The 14,977-nt window shown below is 71.5% G+C and carries 14 protein-coding genes; 4 read left to right on the forward strand and 10 right to left on the reverse strand.

Annotation, left to right across the window (positions count from 1 at the left end; translation table 11 throughout):
- Nucleotides 1-370: 370 nt before the first annotated feature.
- From ACFCV8_RS01115 to ACFCV8_RS01130, 4 genes are all read right to left on the reverse strand, one after another.
- A complete protein-coding gene (locus ACFCV8_RS01115) occupies nucleotides 371-1,480 on the reverse strand; it encodes a serine hydrolase domain-containing protein (RefSeq protein ID WP_376683178.1) in 1,110 nt (369 codons plus the stop codon).
- 475 nt (nucleotides 1,481-1,955) lie between these two features.
- Nucleotides 1,956-3,119, reverse strand: coding sequence for a serine hydrolase domain-containing protein (locus ACFCV8_RS01120; RefSeq protein WP_376683127.1), 1,164 nt, complete (start codon nucleotides 3,117-3,119; stop codon nucleotides 1,956-1,958).
- Between the two features lie 199 nt (nucleotides 3,120-3,318).
- Nucleotides 3,319-5,736: an FtsX-like permease family protein gene (locus ACFCV8_RS01125; RefSeq protein ID WP_376683128.1), complete on the reverse strand. Its 2,418-nt coding sequence runs from the start codon at nucleotides 5,734-5,736 to the stop codon at nucleotides 3,319-3,321.
- On the reverse strand, nucleotides 5,733-6,470 hold the full coding sequence (locus tag ACFCV8_RS01130; RefSeq protein WP_376683179.1) for an ABC transporter ATP-binding protein: 738 nt from the start codon (nucleotides 6,468-6,470) through the stop codon (nucleotides 5,733-5,735). Before ACFCV8_RS01130 ends, ACFCV8_RS01125 begins: the two co-directional genes overlap by 4 nt.
- Before the next feature lie 167 nt (nucleotides 6,471-6,637).
- Here ACFCV8_RS01130 and ACFCV8_RS01135 point away from each other — a divergent pair, with 167 nt between their 5' ends.
- The 4 genes from ACFCV8_RS01135 (at nucleotide 6,638) to ACFCV8_RS01150 (ending at nucleotide 10,683) form a co-directional block, all read left to right on the forward strand.
- Nucleotides 6,638-7,870, forward strand: a complete 1,233-nt coding sequence (locus tag ACFCV8_RS01135) for a sensor histidine kinase (protein ID WP_376683129.1) — start codon at nucleotides 6,638-6,640, stop codon at nucleotides 7,868-7,870.
- Entirely contained in the window at nucleotides 7,858-8,493 is a 636-nt protein-coding gene (locus tag ACFCV8_RS01140; RefSeq protein WP_376683130.1) for a LuxR C-terminal-related transcriptional regulator, read from the forward strand. The genes ACFCV8_RS01135 and ACFCV8_RS01140 overlap by 13 nt, the downstream gene beginning before the upstream one ends.
- 157 nt (nucleotides 8,494-8,650) lie before the next feature.
- Nucleotides 8,651-8,818 (forward strand): hypothetical protein, encoded by a 168-nt coding sequence (locus ACFCV8_RS01145; RefSeq protein ID WP_356083009.1) that lies wholly within the window; start codon nucleotides 8,651-8,653, stop codon nucleotides 8,816-8,818.
- A 164-nt stretch (nucleotides 8,819-8,982) separates the two neighbouring features.
- Entirely contained in the window at nucleotides 8,983-10,683 is a 1,701-nt protein-coding gene (locus ACFCV8_RS01150) for an amidase (RefSeq protein ID WP_376683131.1), read from the forward strand.
- Between the two features lie 104 nt (nucleotides 10,684-10,787).
- Here ACFCV8_RS01150 and ACFCV8_RS01155 read toward each other — a convergent pair whose 3' ends face one another.
- From ACFCV8_RS01155 to ACFCV8_RS01180, 6 genes are all read right to left on the reverse strand, one after another.
- Nucleotides 10,788-11,306, reverse strand: coding sequence for an SRPBCC family protein (locus tag ACFCV8_RS01155; RefSeq protein ID WP_376683132.1), 519 nt, complete (start codon nucleotides 11,304-11,306; stop codon nucleotides 10,788-10,790).
- Nucleotides 11,307-11,348: 42 nt separating this feature from the next.
- Entirely contained in the window at nucleotides 11,349-11,633 is a 285-nt protein-coding gene (locus ACFCV8_RS01160) for a hypothetical protein (RefSeq protein WP_376683133.1), read from the reverse strand.
- A 196-nt stretch (nucleotides 11,634-11,829) separates the two neighbouring features.
- Complete coding sequence (locus ACFCV8_RS01165; RefSeq protein WP_376683134.1) at nucleotides 11,830-11,976, reverse strand: hypothetical protein; 147 nt, start codon at nucleotides 11,974-11,976, stop codon at nucleotides 11,830-11,832.
- A gap of 38 nt (nucleotides 11,977-12,014) precedes the next feature.
- Nucleotides 12,015-12,239, reverse strand: a complete 225-nt coding sequence (locus tag ACFCV8_RS01170) for an acyl-CoA carboxylase subunit epsilon (RefSeq protein ID WP_376683135.1) — start codon at nucleotides 12,237-12,239, stop codon at nucleotides 12,015-12,017.
- Nucleotides 12,240-12,272: 33 nt separating this feature from the next.
- Nucleotides 12,273-13,850 (reverse strand): acyl-CoA carboxylase subunit beta, encoded by a 1,578-nt coding sequence (locus ACFCV8_RS01175; protein ID WP_376683136.1) that lies wholly within the window; start codon nucleotides 13,848-13,850, stop codon nucleotides 12,273-12,275.
- Nucleotides 13,847-14,797, reverse strand: a complete 951-nt coding sequence (locus ACFCV8_RS01180) for an ACP S-malonyltransferase (protein WP_376683137.1) — start codon at nucleotides 14,795-14,797, stop codon at nucleotides 13,847-13,849. Before ACFCV8_RS01180 ends, ACFCV8_RS01175 begins: the two co-directional genes overlap by 4 nt.
- Nucleotides 14,798-14,977 lie beyond the last annotated feature (180 nt).

Here is a 14,977-nt window from a genome sequence, read left to right on the forward strand (position 1 = left end):
GGGCGGTGCGCGAGCGTGTCCTGCCATGCGCTGAACGGAAGTATGGGCGGCGAACTGGATGCCGCGACGGCTTGCTTGCTGCTTCCTGGAGCCCATGGGCTGGGTTTCGCCGAGGGGCGCCCGGTTTGCCCGGGCGTCCCGGTGGCACGGAACCGTCGTGGATGAGGCCGGGGCCGCTTCCCGCAGCGGCGCGCCGTGGCCCTCGCCTGCTTCCACCGCGGTCTTCGCGGCGGCGGCCTGCCGTGGGCGTACGTGATCGTACCGGTGGAGTTCAACTCCACTGCTCCGGCGTGTGGTTGCGCCGCTCACGGGTTCGGGAACGCGGTCGATCGTGCGGAGTGGGCCGTCTTCCGGCCTGTCTCTGCCTGGATCAGCGGCACAGCGCCGTGTCGACGGCGGCTTCCACCCGCTGGGAGGCCGCACCCGTCGGGGTGGTGGTCACCGCGATGTTGGCGGCGCGTCCGTCTTCCGTGACGCCTCCTCGTGTCCGGTATCCCAGGGCGGTTCCGCCGTGGCCCCAGTAGACGCCGCCGCATGACAGCGGCGTGCTGGTCAGGCCCAGTCCGTAGCGGACGCCGGGGCCGCGTGCGTCTGCGGGGACGGTGGTGCGCATCTGGGCGAGCTGGGCCGGGGGCAGGAGCTTGCCGTCGAGGAGGGCGGTGTAGAAGCGGTTGAGGTCGCTGTTGGTGGAGATCACCGCACCTGCGGCCCAGCCCATGGACATGTCCATGGTGGTGTAGTCGATCAGAGGTCCGTCGTCCGTTTCTCGTTCGTAGCCCTTGGGGTGGGGCTCGTGGATGGTCGTCACTCCGGGGGCGGGGAAGTAGGTGTGGCGCAGTCCGATGCGGTCGATGATGCGCCGGTTGATCTCCTCGCCTATGGGTCGACCGGTGATCTTCTGGATGATCAGGCCTGCGACCAGGTAGTTCGTGTTGCTGTACTCCCACTTCGCGCCCGGGGCGAAGTGGGCCTTCTGCGCGAGGGCGCCGTCGAGCAGGTCGCGCGGCTCGAAGTACCGGTACCGGACGGCGGGGAAGTCCTCGAAGACGGGGGACTCCATGTATTCGGGCAGGCCGCTGGTGTGCTGGAGGAGTTGGCGGATGGTGATGTGGCGTCCGTCGATCCCGTCGCCGCGCAGCAGGCCGGGCAGGTAGGTGTCGACGGGGGCGTCCAGGGCGAGCTTCTTCTCGGCGACGAGTTGCAGTGCGACCACGGCGGTGAAGGCCTTGGTGTTGCTGCCGGCCCGCATCTGTCCGTCCTTGGGTACCTTCGTCCCGGTTTTGAGGTCGCCGACGCCTGCGGTGTAGTTGTGTGTCCGGCCTTCGCGGTCGACGACGTTTGCGAGCGCGGCGGGCATCCGGTCGTCGGTCACCAGGGCGTTCAGGCTGCTTTGTACGGTGTCCGGCTTGGCGGCGGAGGCTGTGGACGGGGACAGTGCGCCGGTGGTCATGACGGCACCGGTGAGCACGGTCACGGCCAGCAAGGCTCTACGTCGGCCGCCTCGCGGAAGAGTGGGGCGGAACCTCGGTGATACACGTGCGTGCATGGAACAACTCCTGTCGTGACAGTGAAGAGCAAGCGAGGAGCGAGGAGCGAGCGAAGAGCGAGTCGGTGCGCGCCTCGGTGACGGTGACGGTGGCGGATTTCGGCTCCGGTACCGGGTACGGGCTCGTGCGCGATGTGGGGCCCTGCCGGACGGCCCGTCGCTCCGGTTGGCCTGGCCGCGCTCGTGCGCACGGGCCCACCGGGGTATCGGCCGCCGCTCCCGCGAGCGGAAGCGGGAGCGGCGACCGACACCATCAGGCGCCGATGGCGGCAGGGGCCAGTCCACCGGCCAGGCCCGGCCCGTCCACCGGCCAGGCCCGCCCCGTCCACCGGCCCGGACCGCCCTCGTCGGGCGTCTGCGGGCGCGGTGCGGGAGCGGTGGCTCTATCCCGGTTGGGGCAGTGAGGCGTTCAGCGGCACAGGGTCGCTTCGACGGCGGCCTGCGCGTGCTCCATGGTGGCGTCGTCGGCAGGGATGGCGGTCAGTGCGATGTTGACCGCGCGGCCGTCCTCCGTGGCACCACCCAAGGTGGCGTATCCCGGAATGGTGCCGCCATGGCCCCAGTAGACGCCGCCGCACGGCAACGGCGTGCTGGTCAGGCCCAGTCCGTAGCGGACGCCCAGGCCCCCTGCGGGGACGGTGGTGCGCATCTGGGCGAGCTGGGCCGGGGGCAGGAGCTTGCCGTCGAGGAGGGCGGAGTAGAAGCGGTTGAGGTCGCTGTTGGTGGAGACCACCGCACCCGCGGCCCAGCCCCAGGACGGGTCGAGTTCGGTGACCTCGCGCCAGGGCGAGTCGGTCGTGTCCTGGTGGTAGCCCTTGGGGTGCGGCTCGTTGATGGCCATGTCTCCGGGCGTGGGGAAGTAGGTGTGGCGCAGTCCGATGCGGTCGACGATGCGCCGGTTGATCTCCTCGCCCAGCGGACGGCCGGTGACCTTCTGGATGATCAGGCCTGCGACCAGGTAGTTCGTGTTGCTGTACTCCCACTTCGCGCCCGGGGCGAAGTGGGCCTTCTGCGCGAGGGCGTTGTCGAGGAGCTCGCGCGGCTCGTAGTACCTCTGCGGATTCTCGAGGATCGCGCGCTGGTTCACGTAATCGGGCAGGCCGCTGGTGTGCTGGAGGAGTTGGCGGATGGTGATGTGGCGTCCGTCGATCCCGTCGCCGCGCAGCAGGCCGGGCAGGTAGGTGTCGACGGGGGCGTCCAGGGCGAGCTTCTTCTCGGCGACGAGTTGCAGTGCGACCACGGCGGTGAAGGCCTTGGTGTTGCTGCCGGCCCGGACCTGTCCGTCCTTGGGTACCTTCGCTCCGGTCCTGAGGTCGCCGACGCCCGCGGTGTAGTTGTGTGTCCGGCCTTCGCGGTCGACGACGTTTGCGAGCGCGGCGGGCATCCGGTCGTCGGTCACCAGGGCGTTCAGGCTTTTCTGTACGGTGTCCGGCTTGGCGGCGGAGGCCGCGGTGGGGAACAGCGCACCGGTGGTCATGACGGCCCCGGTGAGCATGGTCACGGCCAGCAGGACCTTGTGTCGGCCGCCTCGCGAAAGAGCGGGGCGGGACTTCGGCGACATGCGTGCGTGCATGGAACAACTCCTGTCGTTGGGGGAAATCGGTAGGGGAAAGACGTCAGTGGGTCAGGGAGAGGTGGTCGTGGTGCGACGGGCCTGCCGGTGGCTCGGCCCGGTCCCGCGATGGTCGTGACGCATGGAGGAACGGCCCTCCTCCCGTGCCCCCGCCGCGGGGCGAGGACGGGGAGCACGGAAGATGCGGGACCTGGTTCCGCTACGCGATCCGGGGCGACCTTCGGCGGCGCAGCAGCCGGCGGGCGGGCAGCATGACGGCTGCCGTGCCCGACAGGAACACCGTGCCGAGTACGGCCGCGCAGACCGGGGGAGAGACCGACAGCGCGGACATGCCGGTCACCGCGCCGCCGAAGGTCAGCAGCGTCACCGCCGCGACCAGGGAGCCGACGGCGGCCCCCGTACCGAGTACGAGGCAGGTCTCCAGCCGCAGCATCGCCAGAACCTGGCCGCGGGTCGCGCCGATGAGCCGGAGCAGCGCCAGTTCACGACGGCGGGAAGCGGTGGCGACGGCCAGTGTGGTCACCACACCGATCAGGGTGAACAGGGAGATCGCCGCGACTGCGAGCAGTCCGGGCAGGCCCGCCTGGCGGGCCTTCTCGGTGAGAGCCGCGCTGTACTGTCCGGCGGACGTGGCACGGGTCCCGGGGAAGCGGTCGAGCACCGGTCGCAGGTCGGCCTCGCCCTTCACCAGGAGGTAGTCGTCGTGGCCCGCGTCGGTGACGTGGGCGGCGACCACGTCGTGAGGCAGCAGGACATCCCCGAAGCCCTGTCCCCGGTCGTAGACGGCCACCACCTCGGGTCTGATCACGGTGCCGTCCCCGAGCCAGAGAGACACGGTCGAACCGACCTCGGCCGCGCCGGCCACGTTCGAACTGAGCGCGACCGTGTTCTTGCCGCGCAGGCCCTTCAGCAGGCCCGCCTTCACACCCGGGTCCAGGTTCGACAGTGCGCCCTTCACTCCTTGGGCGGGCAGGGACTGGAGCTGGGCCGCGACCGACATCACCACGGTGGTGCGTTTCACCGCGGTCACGGTGCCCGGCCCGGTCGTTCTTTCCACGGCCCGGTACATGGCCCGGGGTGTGCCGGGCCCGTTCGAGACGAGTACGTGGTCGGCGCGCAGACCCGCGGCCGCCTGCGTCCGGGTGGCGTTGACCGCGGTGGTCTGCACGAACAGCTGGCTGGCGCCGAAGGAGAGCGCGAGCGCGATCGGCGTGATCACCGATGCGAGTCGTACGGCCGCGGCGGTGGCCGTGTCGGTGGCGAGCCGCCCCGGGACCGGGAACAGCAGGCGGGCGATCGGGCTGAGGGCGACGATTCCCGCTCGGGCGATCGCGGGACCCAGGAGAGCCGCGGCCCAGATGAGGGAGATGACGAGTCCGCCCATGGCCGCGGTCGCCACCTGCCCGCCGAACGCGAACGCGGTGGCGGCCGAACCGAGACCGACGGCCAGGAGCACCAGGCCGGTGACCATGCGCCAGCGCGGCAGCCGGGTCGGTTCGGCGGAGGTCTCGCTCACGGCCTTGGCCGGCCGGATCCGGGATATGTGCCGTGCCGCGAGCCAGGCGGAACCGACTGCGGTGAGGACCGTGAGCGCCAGGGTGCCGACGACGGGCAACGGTCCCAGGACGAGCTCCAGCCCCGGGGGCAGGACGCCCTGCCCGACCATGAAGCGGTGCAGCAGGGTGCCGAGCCCCAGCGACAGCAGACCGCCCAGGAGCGACGCCGGTACCGCGGCCTTGAGTGTCTCGCGGACGATCACCCGGCGGACCTGCCGGGGGGTGGCACCGATGGCGCGCAGGACGGCGAGCTCGCGGGTCCGGTCCCGTACGGACACGTCCAGGAGCCCCGTCACGATCAGCAGCACCACCAGCAGGGCGACACCGCCGATCGACGCGCAGACGCCGATCAGGTCGAGCCGTGCCGCCGCCACCTCGGGGTTCTCGACGTCGCCGCGGTCCGCGCCGGTCGCGACGACGAGGCCGGGGGCGGCTGCCCGCAGTGACTGGGCGGACGTCTCCTTCGTGCCGAGCACGACCAGCGCGTCCGCGCGCTCGGGGCGGCCGCTGAGGACCTGTGCCGTGCGCTGGCCGAACCAGACCTCGTGGCCCGCGGCGGACCGGCCGGCCACCAGGCCGCTGACCTGGTAGGGCTCCGGTGCCCTGCCGCCGGCCTGGAGACGGACGGTGTCCCCGACGGCCCAGCCGCTGCCGGAGGCCACCGCGATCTCGTGTTCCGCCCGCGGAGCCCGGCCGGCGCGCAATTCGACCGCGGTGAGCGCGGTCGCGTCCCAGCCGCGGCCGGTCCGCACGGCCCCGTCGGCGGTGACCACCGGCAGAGAGACGTCCGCGACCACCTCGGTGACCCCCGGTACCGTGCGTACCCGGTCCGCCACCGATACCGGCACCCGGGCCCGTTCCACTAGCGGCCTGACATCGGTCTGGTCGTCGCGGACGGTCTCGACGCGCTGGCTCGCGGCGACGACGGCCACGGCGTGCTCGTAGCGGTCGGCCGATCCGTGCGCCCGCAGCGCGGACTCCAGCAGGACCCCGAACGCGCCCGTCAACGCGGCCGCGCACAGCAGTGCCGCCGCCACTCCGGCGGCGATGCCGCGCCTCACAGCGTGCCCCAGTGGGCCAGGACGGTCGCGGCGGAGGGAGTGGTGAGCTCGTCGACGATCCTGCCCTCGCTCAGGAAGACGACGCTGTCGGCCCAGGCCGCGGCCACCGGGTCGTGGGTGACCAGCACGACCGTCTGCCCCATTTCGTCGACCGCGTCACGCAGCAGTTTCAGGACGTGCTCGGCCGACCTCGGATCGAGCGCGGCCGTCGGCTCGTCGGCGAAGACGATCTCCGGGCGGGTGACGAGCGCCCGGGCGACCGCCACACGCTGCTGCTGGCCGCCGGACAGACGTGCCGGGAGCCGGTCCAGGTGGCCGGCCATTCCCACCCGGTGGACGACTTCGTCCAGCCAGTGCCTGTCCGCCTGGCGGCCGCCGAGGGTCAGCGGGAGGGTGATGTTGCGCTCGACGTCCATCGAGGGCATGAGGTTGTAGCCCTGGAAGACGAACCCGATCCGTTCGCGGCGCAGCCGGGTCAGCTCCGTCTCGCGGAGCCCGCCCATGTCCAGATCACCGAGCCGTACCGTTCCGGCGCTGGGCCGGTCGAGGCCGGAGGCGCAGTGCAGGAAGGTGCTCTTGCCCGATCCGGACGGGCCCATGATCGCGGTGAGACTGCCCTTGCGGAACCCCCAGCTGACCCGGTCCAGCGCGGTCACCTCGCCGTAGGACTGGGAGACCTCCTCCAGGGACACGGCGAACTGCGTGGCCCGGGACGTCGTCGTCGGTTGCATGATGGGTCCTTCGGTTCCCTCGATCGGTCAGAACGAGTACCGAACGTAATCGCGCAGGCCGGGCGGACGGCAGCGGTCTCTCTCCCGAACCGGGGGTGTAGCGGGCTCCACCTGCCAGGTGTAGCGCGCACTTATGACAAGGGAACACCCGTGAAGTACCGTCTTGCCCCATGGACCTGAAGGCAAGAGCACTCCACGGCCTACGATCCACGCGGTATCTGCTGAGCGGACTCGCTACCGCTCTGCCTTCGCTGGCCGGTTACGTTCTGTTGCCCCTCGTCTGCTTCTCGCTGGTCTTCGCGCCGGTCCTGCCGTGGGCGGTGCAGCCGTTGCACGCCCTGACCGATGCCGAACGCCGACGCGCCGAACGCATTCTGGGCCGCCCCGTGCGCCGGCCCTGCCCGACGCTCGAAGGCAACGCCTACCAGCGGACGCTCCAACTGCTGCGGTTCCCGGGTACCCGCAAGGACGTGGCCTGGATGCTGGTTCACGGCATCGTGGGGCTCGTCCTTCCCGTCCTCGTCCTGGGCGTGCTGCTCAGTCTGCTGCTGACGCTCTCCATCCCGCTGTGGTGGTGGACCGTTCCCGGCGGAACCCTCACCCTCCTCGCGGCCCCCCTCACCACCTGGATGCAGGCGATCGTCCTGTCCGCGGTGTGTGTCTGGCTTTTCGCCGCCCTCTTCCTGTGGCTGGCCCCCGCCGCGGTGAAGCTGGAGACGTGGATCGCGGAGATCATGCTCGGTACCTGGACCGGCGCCGGCCGGCGGATCGAGGAACTGACCGCCTCGCGCGCGGGAGCCCTCCAGGCCCACGAGGCGGAACTCCGTCGGATCGAGCGCGACCTCCACGACGGCACCCAGGCGCAACTCGTGGCGGTTGCCATGCGCCTGGCCCTGGCCGACCGCCGGTTCGACAAGGACCCGCAGAGTTCCAGGAGAATGGTGCTCGAGGCCAGGGACACGGTGGACGAAGCACTCGTCCAACTGCGCACCGTCATCCGCGGCATCCACCCGCCGATCCTCTCCGACCGGGGACTGAACGGAGCCATCCGCTCCCTGGCCGCGGGCCGGCCGATCCCCACCACCCTGGATCTGCCCGAGACCGACCACCGTCCCCCCGCCGCGGTCGAGGCGGCCGCGTACTTCGTCGTCGCCGAGGCACTGACCAACATTGCCCGGCACAGCGACGCGAGCCATGCTCAGGTGTCGCTCCGGTACGACGGCCCCACGCTGCGCGTCGTCGTGCGGGACGACGGGTGCGGCGGCGCCGCACCCGGCTCCGCCTCGGGCAGCGGACTCGCCGGGGTACGCCGACGGGTCGCCGCCCTGGACGGTACGACGAGGATCGACAGCCCTGTCGGTTCAGGAACGACGATTGAGGTGGTGCTGCCGTGCGGATCGTGATCGCGGAGGACAATGTCCTTCTCCGCGAGGGCCTGATTCTTCTCCTGGAGGATGTCGGGCACGAGACCGTGGCCGTCGTGGGGAGCGGGCCGGAGATCGTCCCCGCCCTGCTCGAGCACCGGCCGGACGTGGCCGTCCTGGACGTCCGGCTGCCGCCCGGATTCCGCGACGAGGGGCTGCGTGCCGCCATCGAGGCCCGGAAACTCATTCCCGGCCAGCCGCTCCTGGTGCTCTCCCAGTACGTCGAGGAGAGCTACGCCGCCGAACTGCTCGGCCAGGGCGCCTCGGGGATCGGCTACCTGCTCAAGGACCGCGTGGGGCACATCGAAGAGTTCCAGGACGCGCTGGAGCGCGTTGCCGCGGGCGGAACGGCGCTGGACCCCGAGGTCGTCTCCCAGCTGATGAGCCGCCGGGACCCGCTCGACGCGCTGTCCCCCCGGGAACGCGAGGTTCTCGGGCTGATGGCACAGGGTCTGGACAATCCCACGATCGCCACGACCCTGTTCATCACCGAGCGTTCCGTCAGCAAGCACATCGGCAGCATCCTCGCCAAGCTGAATCTGCCGCCGAGCGACAGCGGAAACCGCCGGGTCCTCGCGGTGCTCACCTACCTGAACGCCTGACCCGTACCCCCGCACGGGTGTAGCGGGCTACACCTCCGATTCGGGGGAACGGTCCGATGTGCCGACCGGGGGCGCGGGGAGAAGGTGGACGGCGTAAGAGATCCCACCCCCTGCCGCCCGCCCGGCCGCCGGGGGCGCACAACAGGAGGAACCCCTGATGAAGCCCGTGCTCTGGCTGCTGCTCCTCGTCTCCACGGCGGCGGCGGTCTACGTCAGCACCTTCGCCCACTACACCGGCACCATGAGGGTCCTGGCCGGAGTCGGCACCGGCGTCGCCTTCGTCGGATCGGCACTGGGGCTGTGGCTGACCAGCGGCAAGAAGTGACCCGTAGCGGCGAGAGCACCTGAGGTGGTGCGGAGAACGGACACCACCACCTCGGGAGGTGTAGTCCGCACCCCTCCTGAACGGGGAGCCATCCCTGTCGTTCCGAAAAGACGCCGTTCATAGGCTCTTTTGTACGGACACAGGACCTTCCTTCCCTCGCCTCCATGGAGAAGCAACTGATGCGCTCACTCACTCGAACCACGCGACGGCGCGCGGCGATCGGGGTATCAGCAGCCTGCCTGCTCGTTCCCCTGGCGGCCTGCACACCGGACGGCGGACCGCGACCGGCCGCTTCCGCGGCCTCGGCCGGCGGAGCGGCCCCGGACGCCCCGAAGAACAACGGGAAGCGCGACGGACGACTGGACGAACGGCTCGACCGCGCCACGATCTTGGAACTCCAGGAGGACATGAAGGGCAAGCGGCTGACGTCCGAAGAACTGACCCGGGCATACCTGGACCGGATCCACCGCCTCAACCCCCGCCTCAATGCCGTCGTCACCGTGAACCCGGACGCACCGGACCTCGCGCGCAAGAGCGACGAGCTGCGGCGCACCGGTGAAGTACGGGGGCCGCTGGAAGGCATCCCCGTTCTCATCAAGGACAACATCGACACCGCGGACCGCCAGCCCACCACCGCCGGCTCCACGGCCCTGCTGCATTCCGAGCCGGTGCGGGACGCCTTCCTGGTGAGGAAACTGCGCGACGCGGGTGCGGTGATCCTGGGCAAGGCCAACATGTCGGAATGGGCCAACTTCAGGTCCCTCGAGCAGACGGCCGGATGGAGTGCCACCGGCGGCCAGACCCGTAACCCTTACGTACTCGACCGGAGCCCGTGCGGATCGTCCAGCGGCTCCGCGGTCGCCGCCGCGGCCGCCCTGGCCGCCGTGACCATCGGCTCCGAGACCGACGGCTCCATCGTGTGCCCCGCGAGCGTCACCTCCACCGTCGGTATCAAGCCCACCCTCGGCATGGTCAGCCGCAGCGGCATGGTCCCCATCACCGGCCACCACGACACCGCCGGCCCGATCGCCCGCAACACGACGGACGCCGCCCTGGCGCTCTGGGCCATCCACGGATCGGACACCGCCGACAAGGCCACCGCCGACGCCGACACCGCCCTCCCCTCCGACTACCGCGAGGTGCTCGACCCGGACGCCCTGCGCGGCAAGCGCATCGGCGTGTGGCGCAAGGGACACATGGGCATCGACCCGGACGTGGACCGTGCCTTCGACGCGGCTGTCCAGCGGCTCCGGGCACTCGGCGCAACCGTCGTCGAGGGCGCGGACGTGGCCGACTCCAAGGACATGATGCGGAAGGACATGCTTCCCGCCGTGCTGACCGAGTTCAAGCACGACCTCAACGCCTACCTGGCCGCCACCCCGGGCCCCCACCCCAAGAACCTCACCGAACTCATCGCGTTCAACAAGCGGAACTCCACCGTCGAGATGCCGAAGTTCGGCCAGGAACTCTTCGAGATGGCCGACAAGACCGACGGAGACGTCGACGCCCCGGTCTACCGTCAGCACCGCAGCGCCGCGACTCGTCAGGCCCGCCAGGCCATCGACGGCGTTCTCGCCGGGCACCGGCTCGATGCCATCGTCACCCCGACCGGCATCCCCGCTCCTGCCGTCGAAGCGCTCGACCCCACCCCCTTCGAAAGTTCCACCCGTAACTCCGCGGTGGCCGGCTACCCCCACATCACCGTGCCCGCCGGCTACGCACGGGGCGCACTGCCGCTGGGCGTCTCCTTCCTCGGAACGCGCTACAGCGACGCGAACCTGCTCAGCTACGCGTACGCCTTCGAGAAGGCCACCCCGGTCCGCAAGGCGCCCGCCTACCTTCCCACCCTGCCCGACCGGTCCTAGTACGACAGCGGTGCTTGCCGCGACGGGCGGGCAGGGCCCCACGCCGGGCCGGCCGATGCCCGGCAGGGAGTGCCTGCCGAAGCTCCGTGCGCAGGGGTACGGGTTCAGCCCCGGGTGCCGCTCTCCGCGTCCGACTTCACACCGGCCAGGGTCGACTCGATGCCCGAGCGGAGCAGATCCATCCGGCCGTCGATGATCTCCTCCTCGCGGTCCGGGTACTTCTCCACGTAGTCGGTCAGCGGGCCGCGGGCCGGACCGAGCCGCATGCCGTGCCGCAGCCGGGTGGCGGTGCCGTCGGCGAGCGGCTCCAGGGAGTACGTCCAGACGGCCAGCGCCTCACCCTCGGAGCTGCCCGGGTAGAGGACTTCCCAGGCGAAGGCGTGCTGCTCCACGAGTTCGGTGATGCGGCTGACCGTCCGCCACTCGCCCAGTCCTTCGTTGCGGTTGCGGCCGGAGAAGCGGGCGCCGACCTCGGGGCCTTCGGCACCGTCGAGCCACTGCACCTCCTGGAGCTCCGGGCTGTGCCGAACCGACGTGGTGATGTCCGAGACCAGTTCCCACACCCGCTGCGGCGGGGCGGTGATCTCGGTCACGCACTCCACATGGGCATCGGCAAGACGCATTTCATCCTCCAGGTGATTCGGGTGGATCGGGCGGGCGGCCGATCAGGCCGCCGGACGTGCTTCGGGCGGTGACCCGAGGCGGTGCGCGGACCGGTGTGCGGTCCGGTGTGCGGACCGGTGTGTGGTCCGGTGTGCGGCGGCGGGCCGGGCCGCGTCCGCGGCCGCGATCGTCCCGCCGGTGACCCGCCACCGGCCCCGGACCGCGGTGATCGGACCGGGCCTTCGGGGTGCGACGGTGCCGGAGAAGGCGTCGCCGCCCCCGTCCGGACCGCCGGTGCCGCTCCCGCCGCCGCAGCCGACGGCGTCGTACTCCGCACGGGACGTCAAGTCCGCCTCCAGAAAGCCCGGTTCGGAACCGGCCAGGGGTGCCAGGCCTTGAGGGCCGCCTCTTTCACGCAGAACAGTACGCGCCCCCGGTGGGCGGCCGGCAGGCGCACCCGGGCCCGTGCGGCGGGAGCGGGGCGGCGGCGGTGCCGGGCCCGGCCGGGAGCGGCGGGGCCGGTCGCCCCGTACTCCGGCGGGTTCAGTCGATGCCGCGCTGGATGTGGGGCTCGTCGTCGCGTTCCTCCTCCCCGGCCAGGAGGATCAGGGGCGGGAGGGGGCGCTCCGCCGCCCAGGTCGGCGGTCCGCCGCGTCTCCGGTCGTTCCGGAGGGTGCCGGTCCTGTCCATCGTGATCGTCTCCTTTCCGATTCTTCGCCGGGGTTCCGCTACCGCCGCCAGCTGGCGGGGATGCGGTACGGGGTGTGCAGTTCGGGGCGGTCCCACAGGGGGACGGGCACGGCGGCGGAGGCGTCGGCCGCGGATTCCCGGGTGGTGGCGGCGCGGGAGAGCAACGCCACGGTGAGGGCGGCCAGTTCGTCCTCGGACGGCAGGCCGCGTTCGACCCGGACCAGGGGGGAGGACGGGGCGGTGCGCTCGATGGCTGTGGTCAACGGGATCAGCTCCGATCGGGGTGGGGTGGTGGGTCACTGGGGCGGGTTGCCGTGCTTGCGGGAGGGCAGGTCGGCGTGTTTGGTGCGCAGCATGCGCAGGGAGCGGATGAGTACGTCGCGGGTGTCGGCGGGGTCGATGACGTCGTCGACCAGGCCGCGCTCGGCCGCGTAGTACGGGTGCATCAGCTCGGCCTTGTACTCCTTGACCATCTTCCGGCGCATGGCCTCGGGGTCGGGGGCGTCGGCGATCTGCCGCCGGAAGACGACGTTGGCGGCGCCCTCCGCGCCCATCACCGCGATCTCGTTGGTGGGCCAGGCGAAGGACAGGTCGGCGCCCACGGAGCGGGAGTCCATGACGATGTACGCGCCGCCGTACGCCTTGCGCAGGATCAGCTGGACGCGGGGGACGGTGGCGTTGCAGTACGCGTAGAGCAGTTTCGCGCCGTGCCGGATGATGCCGCCGTGCTCCTGGTCGACGCCGGGCAGGAAGCCGGGTACGTCGAGCAGGGTGACCAGCGGGATGTTGAAGGCGTCGCACATCTGGACGAAGCGGGCCGCCTTTTCGGAGGCCTCGATGTCCAGGACGCCGGCGAGCGACTGGGGCTGGTTGGCGACGATGCCGACGACCTGTCCGTCGAGGCGGGCCAGGGCGCAGACGATGTTGCGGGCCCAGCGTTCGTGGATCTCGAGGTAGTCGCCGTCGTCGACGAGCTCCTCGATGACCTTGTGCATGTCGTACGGGCGGTTGCCGTCGGCGGGGACCAGGTCGAGGAGTTCCTCGCAGCGGCGGTCGGCGGGGTCGTCGCAGGTGGTGGCGGGAGGCGCCTCGCGGTTGTTCTGCGGGAGCATCGACAGGAGGTAGCGGACCTCGGCGATGCAGGTCTCCTCGTCGTCGTACGCGAAGTGCGCGACGCCGGAGGTCTCCGCGTGGACGTCGGCGCCGCCGAGCCCGTTCTGGGTGATCTCCTCGCCGGTGACCGCCTTCACGACGTCCGGGCCGGTGATGAACATCTGCGAGGTCTCACGGACCATGAACACGAAGTCCGTCAGCGCGGGGGAGTAGGCCGCCCCGCCCGCGCACGGGCCGAGCATCACGCTGATCTGCGGGATCACACCCGAGGCCTTCGTGTTGCGCTGGAAGATCCCGCCGTAACCGGCGAGGGCCGAGACGCCCTCCTGGATACGGGCGCCCGCGCCGTCGTTCAGCGAGACCAGCGGGGCACCGGCCGCGATGGCCATGTCCATGATCTTGTGGATCTTCGTGGCATGGGCCTCGCCCAGCGCACCCCCGAAGATCCGGAAGTCGTGCGCGTACACGAAGACCGTCCGGCCCTCCACCGTCCCCCAGCCGGTGATCACACCGTCCGTGTACGGCTTTCTCGCCTCCAGGCCGAAACCGGTCGCCCGGTGCCGACGCAACTGCTCGACCTCGCTGAACGACCCCTCGTCCAGGAGGAGTCCGATCCGTTCACGCGCCGTCAGCTTGCCCTTCGCGTGCTGCCGCCGGGTGGCGGCCGGGTCGGGGCCCTCGGCGATCCCGCGTCTGAGGTCCGCCAGTTCCGCCACACCGCCGCGCATCGTGTTCTCCTTCGTGATCTGTGCCGTTGTCATCGCGCACCCGCCGGCTGGGGCGCGCCCGTGATGTGGCCGAGCTCCTGCGGGGTGCTCAGGGCGACGGTGTGCGCGGCGGGGCGGTCGCGCTGGAGGAGCCGGGTGAGGGGGCCCGCCGGGGCCAGCTCGATCTGCGGGGCGTCCGGGGCCAGGGTGGCGATCGTCCGGGCGCACCGGTCCCAGCGGACCGGCGCGGTGATCTGCGTGATCAGCCTGCGCCGCAGCTCGTCCGGGCTGCTCACCACGGCCCCGTCGGCGTTGCCGAGCAGCGGCGAGGACGGTTCGGTGAGCCGGACCTCCCCGACCGCGCGGGCGAACTCCACCACCGCCGGGGCCATGGCCGCGGTGTGGAAGGCCCCGGCGACAGCGAGGCGGGCCACCCGGACGCCCGGCGGCGGCGCCTCGACGAGCGCGGCGATCCGCTCGGCCCGGCCCGCCGCCACGAACTGGTGGCTGCCGTTCCAGTTGGCCGCGGTGAGGCCCGCCGCCTCGACCGCCGCGACGATCTCCTCGTCGGTGGCCGGGGCGCGGCGGGTCGGCATCACGGCGGCCATGGCGGTCGGGGCCGCCACGCACGCCGCCGACATCGCCGCCCCGCGGACCCGGGCCAGCGCCACCGCGTCGCCCGCGCCGAGGTAACCGGCGGCCGAGGCGGCGGCCAGTTCGCCGACCGAGTGGCCCGCGAACAGCACCTCGCCGCCGGCCGGGGGCATCCTGTCGCGCAGCAGTTCGTACGAGAGCAGGGCCGTGGCGACGATCAGGGGCTGCGCGTAGGCGGTGTCGGCCAGCAGCTCCGCGTTCCGGCCCGCCTCGACCAGGTCGAAGCCCGCCGCCCGCGACCAGTCGTCGACCAGGCCGGGTGCCCCGGGGACGGCGTCCAGCCAGGGATCGAGCATCCCGGGCCGCTGCACTCCCTGTCCCGGGGCGGTCACAATGTAGTGGTACATCACCGAATCCTCCGTTTCGGAAATCTCAGTCCCCGCTGCCCGCCCCGCCGGACGAGCCGGCGGGGCGCAGCAGGGCGTTGGCACGATCGACTTCGAGCACGGTGCGGCCGTTCCCCGGTCCCGGACACTTCGGGGAACGTGGCGGTCCCCTCGTCCAGTCTGGTCAACTCGGCCGAACGG

It is taken from the genome of Streptomyces sp. NPDC056347, from assembly GCF_042262625.1.
Lineage (GTDB): Bacteria > Actinomycetota > Actinomycetes > Streptomycetales > Streptomycetaceae > Streptomyces.

Bases quoted from the DNA above. Each gene is read 5' to 3' on its own strand.
- ACFCV8_RS01165 (WP_376683134.1), bottom strand. From the start codon at position 11,976: ATGGACAGGACCGGCACCCTCCGGAACGACCGGAGACGCGGCGGACCG.
- ACFCV8_RS01175 (WP_376683136.1), bottom strand. From the start codon at position 13,850: ATGACAACGGCACAGATCACGAAGGAGAACACGATGCGCGGCGGTGTG.
- ACFCV8_RS01155 (WP_376683132.1), bottom strand. From the start codon at position 11,306: ATGCGTCTTGCCGATGCCCATGTGGAGTGCGTGACCGAGATCACCGCC.
- ACFCV8_RS01135 (WP_376683129.1), top strand. From the start codon at position 6,638: ATGGACCTGAAGGCAAGAGCACTCCACGGCCTACGATCCACGCGGTAT.
- ACFCV8_RS01120 (WP_376683127.1), bottom strand. From the start codon at position 3,119: ATGCACGCACGCATGTCGCCGAAGTCCCGCCCCGCTCTTTCGCGAGGC.
- ACFCV8_RS01145 (WP_356083009.1), top strand. From the start codon at position 8,651: ATGAAGCCCGTGCTCTGGCTGCTGCTCCTCGTCTCCACGGCGGCGGCG.
- ACFCV8_RS01180 (WP_376683137.1), bottom strand. From the start codon at position 14,797: ATGTACCACTACATTGTGACCGCCCCGGGACAGGGAGTGCAGCGGCCC.
- ACFCV8_RS01150 (WP_376683131.1), top strand. From the start codon at position 8,983: ATGGAGAAGCAACTGATGCGCTCACTCACTCGAACCACGCGACGGCGC.